The organism is Polaromonas sp. (genome assembly GCF_036676035.1).
Taxonomy (GTDB): domain Bacteria; phylum Pseudomonadota; class Gammaproteobacteria; order Burkholderiales; family Burkholderiaceae_C; genus Polaromonas.
This window is the reverse complement of sequence record NZ_JAKFDR010000055.1, coordinates 55912-72025: the sequence shown is the minus strand read 5'-3', so window position 1 is coordinate 72025 and position 16114 is coordinate 55912. Positions and strand designations below refer to the sequence as shown.

The following is a 16114-nucleotide window of genomic DNA, read 5'->3' as shown; positions in this document are numbered from 1 at the left end:
ATGATCAGAATCGCTGTCGACGCCATGGGCGGGGACTTTGGCCCCTTGGTCACCGTGCCTGCCAGCCTGGCCTTTCTGGAAAACCACCCCGAAGCCTCGCTTTTGCTGGTTGGGCAGCCCGCTGCGCTGGCGGCGCAAGCCCAGTTTTCCCGCCTTCAGTCGCATCCCCGCTGTCAAATCATCGTCGCCACCGAAGTGGTGACCATGGATGATTCGATTGAAAATGCCCTGCGTCGCAAAAAAGACTCGTCCATGCGGGTTGCCATTGTGCAGGTCAAGAATGGCCTGGCGCAAGCAGCCGTGTCTGCGGGCAACACCGGCGCCCTGATGGCGATTGCCCGCTACGTACTCAAAACACTGGATGGCATCGACCGTCCGGCCATCGCCACCCAGTTGCCCAACGCTGCGGGCGGCGAGACGACGGTGCTGGATCTGGGGGCCAACGTTGATTGCACTGAAGACCATTTGTTGCAGTTTGCCGTCATGGGCTCGGCGCTGGTGGCCGCCATTTCCGACAAGCCAGCGCCCAGCGTGGGTCTGCTCAACATCGGAGAGGAAGCCATTAAGGGTAGTGAAACCATCAAAAAAGCTGGTGAGCTGCTTCGATCTGCTGCCAACTCCGGCGATTTGAATTTTTACGGCAACGTCGAAGGCAATGATATTTTCAAAGGCACCACGGACATCGTGGTGTGCGATGGTTTTGTGGGAAATGTGGCGCTGAAAGCCAGTGAAGGCCTGGCCAGCATGATTGGCGGATTCATCAAAGCCGAGTTTTCGCGCAATATATTCACAAAAATTGCGGCCATCGTTGCTTATCCGGTTTTATCTGCATTTAAAAACCGCGTTGATCACCGGCGATACAACGGTGCGGCCTTGCTCGGCTTGCGCGGCCTGGTGTTTAAAAGCCATGGCTCTGCAGATACCTTTGCTTTTGAGCGAGCCTTGAATCGGGCTTATGATTCAGCTCGTAACAACTTGCTGGACAGGGTCCGTGATCGCATTGCCCATGCTGCGCCTTTATTGGTCAAGGCAGAGGCAGGCGCTTTACCGGAAGTCATGCCTGAGGTGGCCGCTGCGGTCATTTCAGACGTTGCAACCACCGGATGACCCGATCAACCCCCGCACACCGATTGATGACCCGTTATTCACGTATCACAGGCACTGGCAGCTACCTGCCGCCGCGCCGCTTGACGAATGCCGAACTGGCTGCCGAACTGGCCACCAAAGGCGTTGAAACTTCCGACGAATGGATTGTGGCGCGCACCGGTATCCGGGCCCGCCACTTTGCCGCGCCTGATGTGTGCAGCAGCGATCTGGCTGTGGAAGCCGCCAAAAATGCCCTGCAGGCTGCGGGCCTGGACGCCCAGGACATTGACCTGATCATTGTGGCCACGTCAACACCCGACATGGTGTTTCCGTCGGTGGCCTGCATTTTGCAAAACAAGCTCGGCATTGCCGGCTGCCCGGCGTTTGACGTGCAGGCGGTCTGCAGTGGCTTTGTCTATGCGCTGACGGTGGCCGACGCCATGATCCGCACCGGATCGGCGAGCAAGGCCCTGGTGATTGGCGCCGAAGTGTTTTCGCGCATTCTTGATTTCTCGGACCGTACCACCTGCGTGCTGTTTGGCGACGGTGCCGGCGCCGTGGTGCTGGAAGCGTCCGACACGCCCGGCATTCTGGCCAGCGACCTGCACGCCGATGGCAAGCATGTCGATATCTTGTGCGTGCCGGGCCATGTGTCGGGTGGCCAGGTGTTGGGCGATCCGCTGCTCAAGATGGACGGCCAGGCCGTCTTCAAGCTGGCTGTGGGGGTGCTTGAAGACGCTGCCCGCGCCGCGCTGGCCAAAGCGGACAAAACCGACGCCGACATCGATTGGCTGATTCCGCACCAGGCCAACATCCGCATCATGCAAAGTACGGCCAAGAAACTGAAATTGCCACTCGAAAAACTCATCGTCACGGTGGATGAGCACGGCAACACCTCGGCTGCATCCATACCGCTGGCGCTCGATGTCGCGGTGCGCAGTGGCAAGATCAAGAAGGGCGACACCCTGATGCTCGAAGGCGTGGGTGGCGGGTTCACCTGGGGCGCCGTCCTGCTTGATTTTTAAGCGCGCAGATAGTCCAGATAGTCTGTTAGTGATGCGGGCCTGCAGAGAGAGCCCTTCGTGCCCGTCTTGCTTGCTTTGCTTTGGTGCCGGACTGTCCCTTTGCTCCTCCTGCTGGCGCCATGTCTGGCAGGTCGGCAGGCCCTGACAGTTTGCGATCCATGACAAGACGCCCAACCGCTTGAGATTTGTGTAACCTTAACTATGAACCTGAAGCTGCAACGTGCGATAGACCGGTATGTGGGTGTACCCCTCTGTGCACTGTTTTCCGTGCTGGCCTGGCGCCCCGGCCGTGCCCGGCAGGCGGCCAAGGGTAAGCCGGTCGAGCGGATTCTGGTGATTCTTCTGTCCGAAATGGGCAGTCTGGTGCTGGCTTACCCCATGTTCTCCTGGCTCAGGCAGCAGCATCCCAACGCGGAACTGTATGCCCTGGTTTTTGAGAAAAACCGTGAGGTGCTGGATTTGATGAAGGTCATGCCGGCCGCCCATGTGCTGACGATTCGCGACAAGTCGGCCTCTACACTGTGCATCGACAGCCTGCGCGTGATACGGCGCATGCGGCAGCTGAACATCGATGTCTCGATTGACTGCGAACTCTTTGCCCGCATCAGCGCCATCTTTTCGTTTTTGAGTGGCGCCCGCAAGCTGTCCGGGTTTTTCCGTTACGCACAGGAAGGCTTGTACCGGGGTACTTTCATCACCCACCGTGTGCTGTACAACCCTTACCGGCACATTGCCGACCAGTTTCTGGGGCTCGCCCAGTCATGGGACGACAACGCCCAGCCCAGCAACAAGAACGCAGCCGCGCCCCTGGCCAAAACATTCCAGCTACCCAAGCTGGAGGTGACGGCCGCCGAAATCGGGCAATCGAAAAGCAAATTGAACCAGAACTTTGCGGCCACCACAGGCCGTGAGCTGGTCCTGATCTATCCGGGCGGAGGTATCCTGCCCATACGTGCTTGGCCTGCTGAGAGCTATGCGGAAATCTGCCGCAAGCTGATAGCCAGTGGCCGTACGGTCGCCGTGATTGGCCTTGCCGGCGACAAAGCGCTGGCTCAGGACATTGTGAAGATGTCGGGCAGCGAGTTTTGTCTGGATTTGACCGGCTACACCCGCAATGTTCGCGAGTTGCTGGTGCTGTTTCATCACGCGCAACTGCTGATCACCAACGACGGCGGGCCTGGCCAGTTTGCGGCCATGACGCCGATTGACTCCATTGTCTTGTTTGGCCCTGAAACGCCGGTCTTGTACGGCTCCCTGACGCCGCGCAGCATTTCGATTCATCTGGAGCAGCATCCGTGCTCTCCCTGCCTGACGGCGTACAACCACAGGCAGTCGCCCTGCGATGGCGACAACCAGTGTCTCAAGCGCATCACACCGGCCCAGATCATGGCAGTGGCGATGCAAAAATTGACAGAACCCGCCGATGCCCGGGCTTGAGTCCTTTCAACGCCTGCAGCGCAAGGTCTTGGGCTGGCGGTTTTCCCGATTCGCCGTGGTTGGAGGGCTGGGGACGCTGGTCAATCTGCTGGTTCTCTATGTTGCTCAGGAATGGCTGCTGCGCGGGCTTGACTCACTCAGCCTGCGCCTGTTTGCCGCGCAATTGCTGGCCATCACGGCGGCGACGGCACATAATTTTTGCTGGAACCGTTACTGGACCTGGGTAGACCGGCCCAAGGAAACCGGGGTGGCCGTTGCAGGCCAGTTCATCCGCTATGCGGTGGCCGGATTGATAGGCATCACACTGCAGCTTATTTGCGTGCAGTGGCTGGGTGTATACGTGCATTACCTGGTGGCGGCCTCCATCGCCATTGTGCTGGCGGCGGGGCTGAACTACTTCATCAACGACATCTGGATTTTTGCGCGTGCCGAAGTCGCCGGCCAGCAAAACAAGCGAATTCTGCAAGCCAGCCTGGTGGCCCTGACGTTGGTGACCGTGGGTGTTTATTTTTCCGGCATTGAATCGCGCTACATCCCGAAAAACGGTGATGAAAACGTCTACTTCCACATTACCCGCGTGACGGCCGGGGAGGGGGCGTGGCTGCCCCTCAAGTCCGAACTGAATGAAATGCGCAACACCAAACCCCCGCTGCTGCTCTGGCAGGGAATGGTGAGCACGGATTGGGGAGGGCAGTGGCAGGCGTGGCGTTTGCGGGCGCCCAATGTGCTGTACACCTTGCTCACGGCCTGGGTGGTGGGCTGGCTGGCCGCCCGCCTGGCTTGCAGTACGCCGACCGGCTGGATCGCCGCTTTATGCTGGCTGGCGTTTTTATCGACTTACCGTTACGGACGCCCGTTCTTGACGACCGCGCCCGAGGTCTTCTGGCTTTTCACCCCGCTGGCCTGGCTCCTGGGCAATGGCCAGCGTGCATTTGAATCCCGCTGGCGCATGCCGCTGCTGGTGGGCCTGATGTGGGGTGTTGCGTCGCTGTACAAGTCATTCGCCTTGCTGGTGCCCGCGGCAGCGAGCCTGGGCCTGATGTGCCTGGCGCGCAGGAACTGGAATTGGCGCGAGTGCCTGGCGCTCGATGCGCCCAAATGGCTGGCCAGTGGCGTTTTGGCGCTGCTGGTTTTCGGGCTCTGGTTCGCTTTGGATCCCCAACCGCAAGACGTCTGGCGCGAATTTGTGCTGGGTGAAAATGTCGGCAAGCTGGACGCGGACGGCAGTGCTTATCTGAAAAATTTATTGATCGGCGATGGTGGTGTGGGAACGCTGTTTATAGCCTTCCTGAGCAATGCCGGTTTGCTGCTCTTTCCATGGGCCGCCTTGCTGGTGCATGCGTGGCGCCAGCGAAAACAGCTGCCGCCAGCGCAGAAGTGGCTGTGGTTGTGGGTCATCGTGTGGTTCGTCATCTTTGCGCTGCCCAGCCAGCGCTCGGCTCGCTACCTCATTCCGGTGATGCCGGCCATTGCCGTGCTGCTGGCGCTGAATTGGCTGGCGCTGGCGCGCTGGTCATTCGTCAGCGCGCACCTGCTGGCGCTGGCCATGATGTCGGGCCTGATTTTTCTGGGCTGGTCCCTCAATGCAAACGCCAGCGTAGTCCATTTCGGATGGTTCACGGCGCTGGTTTGGGGCCTGACGATTTTCACGGCTTTTGCCGGTGTGCTCTCGTCCCGGTTGACGCGTTATTTTCTGCTGGCTGCCGCGGTGGGTGTCTTTGCGTCGTTCGCCTGTCTGGTCACGCCCCTGAGCCGTTCCGATTTTTCACCCGATGCGCAATCCCGGGTCGCTGGTAAAACGGTTGCCATACCCTGCAATTTCCGGGCGCAGTATGAAGAGGCCCAATTTTCCTTGCCGGCCGCCCGCATCCTGGGCTATCAGAGCCTGGAGCCGCAGACTGAAAAGGGGCTGTCGGAAAGGGCGGACTTTTTTGTATGGCGTACCGGTGTTTCCGACCCTGCGCCGCAGTGTTCGGACTGCGAGGTGGTGGGCTCGCGCCTGGGCTTTCGCACGCGCCATAGCAGCGCTGAGCTCAAGGGCATTTTGCGCGGCGAATTTGAGGGAAATCTTTTTATACGGGAGTGGCTGGTGAAAAGCGGCGCCAATGCCCGTGGCACCCCGACTGCCGTTCTGGGCGCCTGCCGATGAGCCGGCCCCTCCAGTCGAAGTTGCGTTTGCTGCTGGGCGTGTTGCTGGCGTTGGCATTGGCGCTGGCGGGTTGGAAAACGCTGCAGCGCCAGCCATTGGCGCCATTGAGCCCTGTTGGTCCTGCGGCTGATCAGCCAGCGTTTTTGCTAAAGACCGTTGCCCAGACGGCATCCACTGGGCATGCCGGCTTCGGGGCCGGCTTTGTTTCTTCAGTTCCTGGCCTGGCTGTTCATGCGGCTTCACTGGTGGAGTTGCGTGACGGCCGTCTGCGGGCGGTCTGGTTCTCGGGCTCCCGCGAAGGGGCGGGCGATGTGGCCATCCGCAGTGCCGTGATGGACCCGGTGACCTTCCGTTGGGGTGATGAAAGCATTTTGTACGATCGCGAGACACTGCAAAAAGGCCTTTGGCGCTACGTTCGCAAAGTGGGCAACCCGGTCATCGCCCGGGCGCCGGATGGCTCGTTGTGGTTGTGGATGGTCAATGTCTCTCTGGGCGGGTGGGCCGGCAGCGCCATCACCTGGGCGCGTTCCGAAGACGAAGGCCAGAGCTGGAGTGCACCTCGGCGGCTGGTGACTTCCCCTTTTCTCAATGTCAGCACGCTGGTCAAAGGGGCGCCTTTTGTTCGCCAGGATGGCGCTATCGGGCTGCCTGTCTACCACGAGTTCCTGACCAAACTGGGCGAGGTGCTCGAGATCAACCAGCATGGCCAGGTCGTGGACAAAGTTCGCATTCCAGGCAGCCGCACCCACCTGCAACCGGTGGTTCTGGTGACGGGGCCGCAGCAGGCGCAGGTCTATATGCGCTCCGGCCTGGCGCAATCCCTGATGAGCTCAAAGACAGAGGATGCCGGCAATACGTGGGCGACGGCGTCTGCAACGGCCTGGCCCAACCCGGACTCGGCATTGGCGGGGGTGGTCACCCATTCCGGTACCCAGTGGCTGGCCTTGAACCCAGGCCCCAGAGATCGGGAAGTACTGGCACTGCTGCAAACACAAACCGGGCAGACCTTCAACGGGGCGCGCCCATTCATGGTGGCGTCTTCGCCGACACCGCAAACCCGGCTGTCCAGGGCAGGCTATGCTGGCCTGCTGGACCGGGAGCTTAGGGCCCAGGGCGCCAGCGAAAGCCAGGCGCAGCAGTTTATTGAAAGCGCCAGCCGGCAACTGTGCGGCAGCCAGACTTGTTCGCAGGAGTTTTCTTACCCCTATCTGCTGCAGGCCCGCGACGGCACCGTTCACCTTCTCTACACTTGGCATCGCGCCCGGATCAAACATGTGTGGTTTGATCCCAAGGCGATGCCCAGCACCCTGGAACCAGCCCGTGCTGCCACCTCTCACTGATTTTGTGGCGCTGCTTGGCATCAGCCTGGTGCTCTGTGCGGGTGTGGTGCACTTGCTGGCGCCCGGCATGCCACGCCGTTGGCCTGGTCAGAGAAACTGGGCACGCTGGATCGCGGTGATTGGCCTGGTGCTGCTCTGGTGCCCGATCGGCCCGCTGCGCTTGCCGGTAGTCGCTTACGTCAGGGGCATCAGTTCGGATCTGAGCATCACGCTCGTGCTGCTGGCCTGTGTGGGTCTGGGGCAGCGATTGTTCGACTGGCCTGCCATTGTCAAGAATGAACGACTGGCCCTCAGCGGGGTTGTGGTTGCGGCCGCCGTGTTTTTGTACCCCATGGCTTTGGGCTTGGGGGATTGGGACTCTTACCGGCTTGGCTGGGGTGAGCCGGCCATGCTGGCAGCATTGGGCGTGGTTTCTTTCTGGTTCTTGCGGCGGGGCTGGCTGGTGCTGCCAGCCGCTGTTGCCCTGGCTTTGCTGGCGTGGGTTGCCGGAGTTTTCGAATCCACGAACTTGTGGGATTACCTGCTCGATCCATGGCTGTCAGTGGCGGCGATCTTTCAGTGCGGTGTTGCAGCATGGCAAAAACTGGCACTGCGTTTGAAGCGGCCGGCGCCTGAGCCGGGCAGGCCGGTGCAAGGCTGATCTGGATGGTTATGTTCTCTTTTCTTCCATCTTCCGGTCAGCCGGCAGTTTCTTAAAATCAGCGGTTACGCTTTCCATTCATTCCTTATCGGAGCAATCAGTTGAATTCATTTGCTTTTGTTTTTCCGGGCCAGGGCTCCCAGTCCGTGGGCATGCTGGACGCATGGGGCGAGCATGCCGTTGTGGCGGAGACACTTCGGGAAGCGTCCGATGCACTCGGTGAAGACGTTGCCAGGCTGATCAAGGAAGGCCCCAAGGAAGCCTTGGCGCTGACCACCAACACCCAGCCTGTGATGCTGGTGGCCGGTGTGGCGGCTTACCGTGTCTGGATGGCCGAGACCGGGGTGGCGCCTGCCGTGGTGGCCGGGCATTCGCTGGGTGAATATTCGGCGCTGGTGGCGTCTGGCGTTTTGACGCTGGCACAGGCGGCACCCCTGGTGCGCTTTCGGGCGCAGGCCATGCAGGACGCGGTGCCTGTCGGGACGGGTGCCATGGCCGCCATTTTGGGCATGGAGGCGGCCAAAGTCATTGCCGGCTGTGCGGAAGCGGTCCGCACTTTTGGGATCAATACATCCGAGGTGGTGGAGGCCGTCAATTTCAACGACCCCCTGCAGACCGTGATTGCCGGCAGCAAGGCCGCGGTGGAAAAAGCCTGTGAAGTCCTCAAGGCCCATGGCGCCAAGCGTGCCTTGCCCCTGCCCGTGTCGGCGCCGTTTCACTCCAGCCTGATGAAACCCGCCGCTGAAAAGCTCAAGGAGAAGCTGGCCTCGGTGACCTTTGCCGCGCCGCAGATTCCCGTCATCAACAACATTGAAGTGGCCGTGGAAAGCGAGCCGGACCGCATTCGTGCGGCCCTCTATGAGCAGGCCTTTGGACCGGTGCGCTGGGTCGAGTGCGTGCAGGCCATCAAGGCCCGTGGGCTGACGACGCTGGTGGAGTGCGGTCCCGGCAAGGTACTGGCCGGCATGGTCAAGCGCATTGATGCGCAATTGACCGGGCTTGCACTGTTTGATCCGGCCAGTCTGGCTGAAGCCAAAGCTTTATTAGGAGCAGCAAAATAAATGAGCGATATCAAATTTGAAGGGCAAGTTGCCCTCGTGACGGGCGCATCGCGCGGCATCGGCGCGGCTATTGCGCTGGAACTGGCCCAAAAAGGCCTCAAGGTCATGGGTACCGCGACCAGCGACGAGGGCGCGGCCAAGATCAGCCAGGCGTTGGCGGCATTTCCTGGCTGCGCCGGGAAAAACCTCAACGTGAACGACGCAGCCGCTGCCGAGGCCCTGATCGACGCCATCGTGAAAGAGCACGGGGGCTTGCAGGTGCTGGTCAACAATGCCGGCATTACGCGCGACATGCTGGCGATGCGCCTCAAGGACGAGGACTGGGATGCGGTGCTCGACACCAACCTGAAGGCGGTGTTCCGCATGAGCCGTGCCGTGATGCGCACCATGATGAAGCAGCGCTATGGCCGCATCATCAGCATCACCTCGGTGGTGGGGGCGTCCGGCAATCCTGGTCAGGCCAATTACGCGGCTGCCAAGGCGGGCGTGGCGGGCATGACGCGTGCGCTGGCGCGCGAGCTGGGTTCGCGCAACATCACGGTGAACTGCATCGCACCGGGCTTTATTGAGACCGACATGACGGCCAAGCTGCCCGAAGAGCAGCAAAAAGCGCTGCTGGGGCAAATTCCCCTGGGTCATCTGGGCAAACCGCAGGATATTGCACATGCGGTGGCATTTGTCGCCAGCCCGCAGGCCGGCTACATCACCGGACAGGAAATCCACGTGAACGGCGGGATGTATATGTAAAGAATTCGACGTATCTGCCTGCTAAGCTTGCCAAACTGGCAGCTTGAGCCAAGTGAAATACGCGCAAATCAGGGCTGGTTTTTATCCGTCCGGCCGGCTGTCTAGGGAAATCGCTCCAAGCGCAGCTAAAATCACGGATTCATTTCACAACCCTCAGAGGGAACTATGAGCGATATCGAAGCACGTGTTAAGAAAATCATTGCCGAGCAACTTGGCGTGGAGGAAAGCCAAGTCACCAGCGAGAAAGCCTTCGTGGCTGATCTGGGCGCTGACTCGCTTGACACCGTAGAACTGGTCATGGCCCTGGAAGACGAGTTTGGCATCGAGATTCCCGACGAAGACGCCGAGAAGATCACCACCGTCCAGAACGCGATTGACTACGCGAACACCCATCAAAAGGCCTAAAACCTGAAAGGCAGTTCAATGCCTTTTGGGGATTTTTTCAGGATTTGCGCATGAGCCGTCGCCGCGTTGTTGTGACAGGTCTGGGATGTATCAGCCCCGTGGGTAACACGGCGGCTGAGAGCTGGACCAATTTGCTGGCCGGTCAATCCGGCATTGACCTGATCACGCAGTTTGACGCGAGTAATTTCGCCTGCAAATTTGCCGGTGAGGTCAAGGGTTTCAACATCGGGGATTACATTCCCGAGAAGGAAGCCCGGCACATGGACCGTTTCATTCACCTGGGGCTCGCTGCGGCATGCCAAGCGGTAGCCGACAGCGGCCTGCCCACGGGCGAGGCGCTGACGGACGAGTTGGCCACGCGCATTGGCTGCAATATCGGCTCGGGCATCGGCGGTTTGCCGATGATCGAACAAACGCGCGACGAACTGGTGAACCGCGGCCCGCGTCGGGTGTCGCCGTTTTTTGTGCCGGCTTCCATCATCAACATGATTTCGGGCCATGTGTCGATCAAGTTCGGCTTCAAGGGCCCCAACATTGCTGTGGTGACGGCCTGTACCACAGGCTTGCACGCCATCGGCCTGTCTGCCCGCATGATCGAGTATGGTGACTGCGACGTGATGGTTGCCGGCGGCGCCGAGTCGACGATGTCTCCGCTGGGTATCGGTGGTTTTACCGCAGCCCGCGCGCTGTCGACGCGCAACGATGATCCCAAAACCGCTTCCCGTCCCTGGGACAAGGACCGCGATGGCTTTGTTCTGGGCGAGGGCAGTGGTGTGCTGGTGCTTGAGGAGTACGAGCATGCCAAGGCGCGCGGTGCGAAGATTTATGCGGAAGTCGCTGGCTTCGGCATGAGCGGTGACGCGTACCACATGACGGCGCCCGATGTGGACGGCCCCCGCCGCTCCATGGTGATGGCTTTGAAAAATGCAGGCATCAACGCCGACCAGGTCAATTACCTCAATGCCCACGGCACTTCCACCCCCTTGGGTGATCTCAACGAGACGAATGCCATCAAGGCGGCTCTGGGCGACCACGCCAGGAAAACGGTGGTCAATTCCACCAAATCCATGACCGGGCATCTGCTCGGTGGTGCGGGGGGCATTGAGTCGGTGTTCACCGTGCTGGCACTGCACCACCAGAAGAGCCCGCCGACCATCAATATCTTCAACCAGGATCCGGCGTGCGATCTGGACTACTGCGCCAATACGGCGCGCGACCTGAAAATCGACGTGGCCATGAAGAACAACTTTGGTTTTGGTGGAACCAATGGCACGCTGGTGTTCAAGCGTGCTTGATGCACGCGATCGTGGCCTGTCCGCACGCCTGTTCACACGCAGTCCCGGCTGCCACTGATTGTTTTGGCCCTGCACAACGCCCCGCCGGTTGTCTATCCGCTGGGGCGTTCGCGTTTTCAAGGCCTGGTGCTGCTGGGGCTCTGGCTGGCCGCCGGGCTGCTGGTGATGCTGTGGTGGCTTGCCGCGCCGAAACTCGACTGGCGATTCGCGTTGGCCGCGATCGTCCTGCTGGGTGCCGGCTGGGCGGCCCGCACGGGCTGGGAAAACTCGCCTGCCGGGCAACTGGCCTGGGATGGTCAGGTCTGGCACTGGGAGAGCCAGGGCTATCAGGCCGGTACGGCGGTGCTTGAACTTTCGGTCCTCCTTGATTTTCAGCGCATCTTGCTGCTCAGGCTCGAAAATCAGGCCCATGCCAGGCTTTGGCTCTGGGCCGAGCGGGCAAGCATGCCGGACCGCTGGCTGGATTTGCGGCGTGCTGTATATTCGCGGCCCAAGGCATCGGCCGCTTCGCTGCTGCACGATGTGATGCCTGCTGCTGATTTAACCACTGATACGCCCCGCCCCCATTCATGACCGCAGAGACAACACCCGCACAGAGCGCGCCTGCCGGCGACAGTGATGCCATGCTGGTCGAGCGGGCGGTGGCCGGTGACCAGCGGGCGTTCGAGTTGCTGGTCATCAAATACCAGCGCCGTATTCAGCGTCTGATCGGGCGCATGGTGCGCGATGTGGACCTGGTGGAAGACATCTCCCAGGAAACCTTTATCCGGGCCTACCGGGCGCTGGCGCAGTTCAGAGGGGAGGCGCAGTTTTACACCTGGCTTTACCGGATTGCCGTCAATACCGCCAAAAAATCCCTGATGGACCTCAAGCGGGACCCGACCGTTTCGGAGAATGCCTTCAAATCCAGCGATGACGATGAAACTTCCCCGCTGGAAAACGAACTAACCAGTTCAGAAACCCCCGACGCCGTGCTCGCCAGCAAGGAAATCGCCGAGATGGTCAGTTCGGCCATGGATGCCCTGCCTGAAGAGTTGCGTCAGGCGATTACCCTGCGGGAAATTGAAGGTTTGAGCTATGACGAGATAGCGGAAGTGATGAATTGCCCCATTGGAACGGTGCGGTCCCGTATTTTCAGAGCCCGGGAAGCGATTTCCGAAAAGGTCAAACCTTTGCTGGAGAGCCAGTCCGGCAAGCGCTGGTAAGGCCGGCAGGAACAGACCGTGATGAAGCGAGTCAAAACAATGAATCAGGCAAGCCATTTGGCACATGATTGAAACCAGCAGACGCAGCCTGCACCATGAACACCATGAAACCGATCACCGAAACCCGTGAACTTATGTCTGCCCTGGCTGATGGCCAGTTGGGGGGTGACGACTTTGCGGATGCGCTCAAGGCCTGCGAGCAGGATCCGGCAGCGCTGGACAGCTGGAAGGCCTACCACCTGATTGGAGACGTGCTGCGTTCGCCTGCCCTGGCCTTGCCGGGTGATGACGCGGCGTTTCTGGCCCGTCTGAACAGCCGTCTGGGGCAGGAAGAGGCTGCTGCGAACCTGCGTCCTCAGGCGGTGAGCCCGGCGCCCCAGGATATCAAGCAGCCGGCCTCAGTCCCTTTGAAGACCCCCCAGAAACCTCATGCAGCCGCTTCCAACGACGGCAGTTTCCGCTGGAAGCTGGTGGCTGGTTTTGCCTCGCTGGCCGCGGTGTCTGCGATGGCCTGGAATGCCGTGGGTTTGCTGCTGGCCCCCTCTGCCGCGCCGCAGATGGCCCAGGTCCCTGCCAGCCCGTCGCCGCAAATTCTGGTGGCCTCGCCGCAAGGCACCATGGTGCGCGATGCCAGGCTTGAGGAGTTGCTGGCGGCGCACAAGCAGCTTGGCGGTGCGTCGGCCTTGCAGCTGCCTTCGGGGTTCTTGCGAAACGCCACCTTTGAAACCCCCCGGGGTGCCGGGCGCTGAGTTGGCTGTGGCCCGGATGTCAAGCTTCTAGAAACATGAATCTCAAGCATTTCCGCCTTGTAGCCCTTGTTGTATGTGCACTGGCAGCTATTAATTATGTAGCGGATGTGGCAGCGCAGCCCGCCGAGCTTGCCGTGCCCGCCACGTCCATCGAGGCCAACAGCCTCAATGACTGGCTGATGCGCATGCACGAGGTTTCGAAAAAGCGTGCCTACATCGGCACGTTCGTGGTGTCATCCGCCGGGGCGATGTCCAGCGCCAAGATCTGGCACGTCTGTGACGGCAGCCAGCAGATGGAGCGCGTGGATACGCTGACGGGCGCACCCCGCTCGACCTTTCGCCACAACGACCAGGTGGTCACCTTCATGCCGGACCAGAAGGTGGTTTTGATCGAAAAGCGTGAATCACTGGGCCTGTTCCCGGAGTTGCTCAAATCCACCGACAGCCGCATCGCCGACTTCTACAAAGCCAGGCCGGAGGGCACCGAACGGGTGGCCGGGGTGGACGCCGACATCATTGCGCTGCTTCCCAAAGACAAGCTGCGGTTTGGCTACCGTGTCTGGACCGAGCAAAAGAAAGGCCTGGTCGTCAAGCTGCAAACCCTGGACATCGACGGCAAGGTGCTTGAGCAGGCCGCTTTCTCGGAGCTGCAGCTCGATGCGCCCGTCAAGATGGACAAGCTGGCCTACATGATGGGCAAGGTCGAAGGCTACCGGGTCGTCAAGCCCGCGCTGGTCAAGACCACGGCCAGCGCCGAAGGCTGGACTCTCAAAACACCGGTGGCCGGCTTCAAGTCCGTGAGCTGCTACAAGCACCCGAAGACCGCGTCGTCCAGCGACGAGCCCATGCAGTGGATCTTTTCAGATGGCCTGGCCTCGGTCTCGATTTTTGTCGAGCCGTTTGACCGGCAGCGCCATGACAAGGAGGCCAGTCTTTCGCTGGGGGCGACCCAGACGATCACCAAGCGTCTTGACGCTTACTGGCTGACGGTGATGGGCGAAGTACCCATGGCCACCCTGCGGTTGTTTGCCGGCGGTCTTGAACGCAAGAAGTAGCATCCCAATTGATGACTTCGGGATTTCCTGCGACTGTGCGATTGTGCGCCTGATGGGGCCTGAAGCCGCCTGGCGCAGCTTCCAGCGGGCGTGATTTTTTTTACTGTTTTCCTTTACCGTGATTTCAAAGCAAAGGCTCATGATGCTTACATTGAACTGGAACCCCTTGCGTTCATACCGTTCTTATCGCTCCTACCTGCTTGCTGGCGCCCTGGCCGTGGGGGCCATGATTGCCTTGGTGCCTGCCCAGCCGGCATGGGCTCAGAGCCGTACCCTGCCCGATTTCACCGATCTGGTGGAGCAGGTGGGTCCTTCGGTCGTCAATATCCGCACGCTTGAGAAAGTCAAGGCCAGTGCGGCGGGCAGTCCGGAGGAGCAGATGCTGGAGTTTTTCCGGCGCTTTGGCATTCCCGTGCCACCCAACATGCCCCGTGTTCCCCGGCCGAACCAGCCGCAGCCCGAAGAAGAGCAGCCGCGGGGTGTGGGCTCGGGTTTCATCCTGACCAGCGATGGCTTTGTGATGACCAATGCGCATGTGGTCGACGGCGCGGATGAAGTGATTGTCACGCTGACTGACAAGCGCGAATTCAAGGCCCGCATCATTGGTGCTGACAAGCGCAGCGATGTGGCGGTGGTCAAGATTGAGGCCACCGGTTTGCCGGCCGTGAAAATCGGGGATGTCAACCGCCTCAAGGTCGGTGAGTGGGTGATGGCGATTGGCTCGCCTTTCGGTCTCGAAAATACCGTGACCGCCGGCATTGTGAGCGCCAAGCAGCGCGACACCGGCGACTACCTGCCCTTCATCCAGACCGACGTGGCCATCAATCCGGGCAACTCGGGCGGCCCGCTGCTCAATATGCGCGGCGAGGTGGTGGGCATCAACAGCCAGATCTATTCGCGCTCGGGCGGTTTTCAGGGCATTTCGTTTGCCATTCCCATCGACGAAGCGACACGCGTGTCCGAGCAGCTGCGCAGCAACGGCCGCGTGACGCGGGGCCGCATTGGCGTGCAGATTGACCAGGTCACCAAGGAAGTGGCAGAGTCCATTGGTTTGGGCAAACCCCAAGGTGCGCTGGTGCGAGGCGTGGAAGCCGGAGCACCGGCAGAAAAAGCCGGCATTGAGGCTGGCGACATCATCATCAAGTTTGACGGCAAGCCGGTTGACAAATCGAGCGACCTCCCGCGGTTGGTGGGCAACATCAAGCCCGGCACCAAAGCCATCGTGACCGTGTTCAGGCGGGGCAGCGCCCGGGATCTGACGGTCACCATCGGTGAGGTCGAGGCCGACAAGCCGGTGCGCAAGGCGTCAGGCCCTGAACCCAAGGGACCGCAAGCGGGTCCTGCGCAGGCACTGGGCCTGGCGGTGAGCGAGGTGTCTGACGCGCAGAAGAAAGAACTCAAGATCAAGGGTGGCGTCAAAGTGGAGACCGCTGATGGCGCTGCGGCCCGCGCGGGTCTGCGTGAGGGCGACGTGATTGTGGCCATTGCCAATACCGAAGTTACCAGCCTCAAGGAGTTTGAGGCGGCCCTGGGCAAAATTGACAAGACCAAGTCCGTCAATGTGCTCTTCAGGCGCGGCGAGTGGGCGCAGTACGCGCTGATCCGGCCCGTGCGCTGAGGCCCTGATCCCGGCAGGCCGCGCACCTTGATGCGCGCCAGGAAAAAGCTCCAAAGAGCCCCCATGCCCTGCTCAGGGCTGGGGGGTTTTTGCTGAAATCGGGGATTTTTAGGGCTTCAAAAAAATATTTTTCGGCCCCAAATTGGCAAAAGTTTGTTAGTGACTACTAACAAGTAAGGTGTTTCATGGATGATTTTGAGTAGAATGCGGGCTTGCTTGTACACATTTCGGCTATATCGATGCGCCGTAAATGAGCGATCAAGCTGGAATTGAGCGGATTAACCGCTGATCCACAGATCGCC

General features: G+C 60.5%; 15 protein-coding genes. All 15 read left to right on the top strand.

The window, feature by feature from the left end; all coding sequences use genetic code 11:
- Positions 1 to 1107: a phosphate acyltransferase PlsX gene (gene plsX, locus V6M61_RS08715; protein WP_332776170.1), complete on the top strand. Its 1107-nt coding sequence runs from the start codon at positions 1 to 3 to the stop codon at positions 1105 to 1107.
- A gap of 26 nt (positions 1108 to 1133) precedes the next feature.
- On the top strand, positions 1134 to 2111 hold the full coding sequence (locus V6M61_RS08710; protein WP_332776169.1) for a beta-ketoacyl-ACP synthase III: 978 nt from the start codon (positions 1134 to 1136) through the stop codon (positions 2109 to 2111).
- A 201-nt stretch (positions 2112 to 2312) separates the two neighbouring features.
- On the top strand, positions 2313 to 3548 hold the full coding sequence (locus tag V6M61_RS08705; RefSeq protein ID WP_332776168.1) for a glycosyltransferase family 9 protein: 1236 nt from the start codon (positions 2313 to 2315) through the stop codon (positions 3546 to 3548).
- Positions 3535 to 5697, top strand: coding sequence for a GtrA family protein (locus V6M61_RS08700; protein WP_332776167.1), 2163 nt, complete (start codon positions 3535 to 3537; stop codon positions 5695 to 5697). Before V6M61_RS08705 ends, V6M61_RS08700 begins: the two co-directional genes overlap by 14 nt.
- Complete coding sequence (locus tag V6M61_RS08695; RefSeq protein WP_332776166.1) at positions 5694 to 7037, top strand: sialidase family protein; 1344 nt, start codon at positions 5694 to 5696, stop codon at positions 7035 to 7037. The genes V6M61_RS08700 and V6M61_RS08695 overlap by 4 nt, the downstream gene beginning before the upstream one ends.
- Positions 7018 to 7677 (top strand): hypothetical protein, encoded by a 660-nt coding sequence (locus V6M61_RS08690; protein WP_332776165.1) that lies wholly within the window; start codon positions 7018 to 7020, stop codon positions 7675 to 7677. Before V6M61_RS08695 ends, V6M61_RS08690 begins: the two co-directional genes overlap by 20 nt.
- A gap of 101 nt (positions 7678 to 7778) precedes the next feature.
- Positions 7779 to 8738, top strand: coding sequence for an ACP S-malonyltransferase (gene fabD / locus V6M61_RS08685; protein ID WP_332776164.1), 960 nt, complete (start codon positions 7779 to 7781; stop codon positions 8736 to 8738).
- Positions 8739 to 9485, top strand: a complete 747-nt coding sequence (gene fabG / locus V6M61_RS08680) for a 3-oxoacyl-ACP reductase FabG (RefSeq protein ID WP_332776163.1) — start codon at positions 8739 to 8741, stop codon at positions 9483 to 9485.
- A gap of 165 nt (positions 9486 to 9650) precedes the next feature.
- Positions 9651 to 9890 carry an acyl carrier protein gene (gene acpP / locus V6M61_RS08675; protein WP_048441207.1) on the top strand — a complete coding sequence of 80 codons (240 nt, stop codon included), beginning with the start codon at positions 9651 to 9653 and terminating at the stop codon, positions 9888 to 9890.
- A gap of 50 nt (positions 9891 to 9940) precedes the next feature.
- Positions 9941 to 11185, top strand: a complete 1245-nt coding sequence (gene fabF, locus V6M61_RS08670) for a beta-ketoacyl-ACP synthase II (protein WP_332776162.1) — start codon at positions 9941 to 9943, stop codon at positions 11183 to 11185.
- A gap of 126 nt (positions 11186 to 11311) precedes the next feature.
- Positions 11312 to 11758, top strand: coding sequence for a hypothetical protein (locus V6M61_RS08665; protein ID WP_332776161.1), 447 nt, complete (start codon positions 11312 to 11314; stop codon positions 11756 to 11758).
- On the top strand, positions 11755 to 12390 hold the full coding sequence (gene rpoE / locus V6M61_RS08660; protein ID WP_332776160.1) for an RNA polymerase sigma factor RpoE: 636 nt from the start codon (positions 11755 to 11757) through the stop codon (positions 12388 to 12390). The genes V6M61_RS08665 and rpoE overlap by 4 nt, the downstream gene beginning before the upstream one ends.
- A gap of 104 nt (positions 12391 to 12494) precedes the next feature.
- A complete protein-coding gene (locus V6M61_RS08655; RefSeq protein WP_332776159.1) occupies positions 12495 to 13139 on the top strand; it encodes a sigma-E factor negative regulatory protein in 645 nt (214 codons plus the stop codon).
- Positions 13140 to 13174: 35 nt separating this feature from the next.
- Positions 13175 to 14194, top strand: a complete 1020-nt coding sequence (locus tag V6M61_RS08650) for a MucB/RseB C-terminal domain-containing protein (protein WP_332776158.1) — start codon at positions 13175 to 13177, stop codon at positions 14192 to 14194.
- Between the two features lie 142 nt (positions 14195 to 14336).
- The gene (locus V6M61_RS08645) at positions 14337 to 15812 is read left to right on the top strand and encodes a DegQ family serine endoprotease (protein ID WP_332776182.1); all 1476 of its coding nucleotides are present in this window, start codon (positions 14337 to 14339) and stop codon (positions 15810 to 15812) included.
- The last annotated feature ends 302 nt before the right edge of the window (positions 15813 to 16114 follow it).

Bases quoted from the DNA above. Each gene is read 5' to 3' on its own strand.
- plsX (WP_332776170.1), top strand. From the start codon at position 1: ATGATCAGAATCGCTGTCGACGCCATGGGCGGGGACTTTGGCCCCTTG.
- V6M61_RS08710 (WP_332776169.1), top strand. From the start codon at position 1,134: ATGACCCGTTATTCACGTATCACAGGCACTGGCAGCTACCTGCCGCCG.
- V6M61_RS08705 (WP_332776168.1), top strand. From the start codon at position 2,313: ATGAACCTGAAGCTGCAACGTGCGATAGACCGGTATGTGGGTGTACCC.
- V6M61_RS08700 (WP_332776167.1), top strand. From the start codon at position 3,535: ATGCCCGGGCTTGAGTCCTTTCAACGCCTGCAGCGCAAGGTCTTGGGC.
- V6M61_RS08695 (WP_332776166.1), top strand. From the start codon at position 5,694: ATGAGCCGGCCCCTCCAGTCGAAGTTGCGTTTGCTGCTGGGCGTGTTG.
- fabG (WP_332776163.1), top strand. From the start codon at position 8,739: ATGAGCGATATCAAATTTGAAGGGCAAGTTGCCCTCGTGACGGGCGCA.
- acpP (WP_048441207.1), top strand. From the start codon at position 9,651: ATGAGCGATATCGAAGCACGTGTTAAGAAAATCATTGCCGAGCAACTT.
- fabF (WP_332776162.1), top strand. From the start codon at position 9,941: ATGAGCCGTCGCCGCGTTGTTGTGACAGGTCTGGGATGTATCAGCCCC.
- rpoE (WP_332776160.1), top strand. From the start codon at position 11,755: ATGACCGCAGAGACAACACCCGCACAGAGCGCGCCTGCCGGCGACAGT.
- V6M61_RS08655 (WP_332776159.1), top strand. From the start codon at position 12,495: ATGAAACCGATCACCGAAACCCGTGAACTTATGTCTGCCCTGGCTGAT.
- V6M61_RS08650 (WP_332776158.1), top strand. From the start codon at position 13,175: ATGAATCTCAAGCATTTCCGCCTTGTAGCCCTTGTTGTATGTGCACTG.
- V6M61_RS08645 (WP_332776182.1), top strand. From the start codon at position 14,337: ATGCTTACATTGAACTGGAACCCCTTGCGTTCATACCGTTCTTATCGC.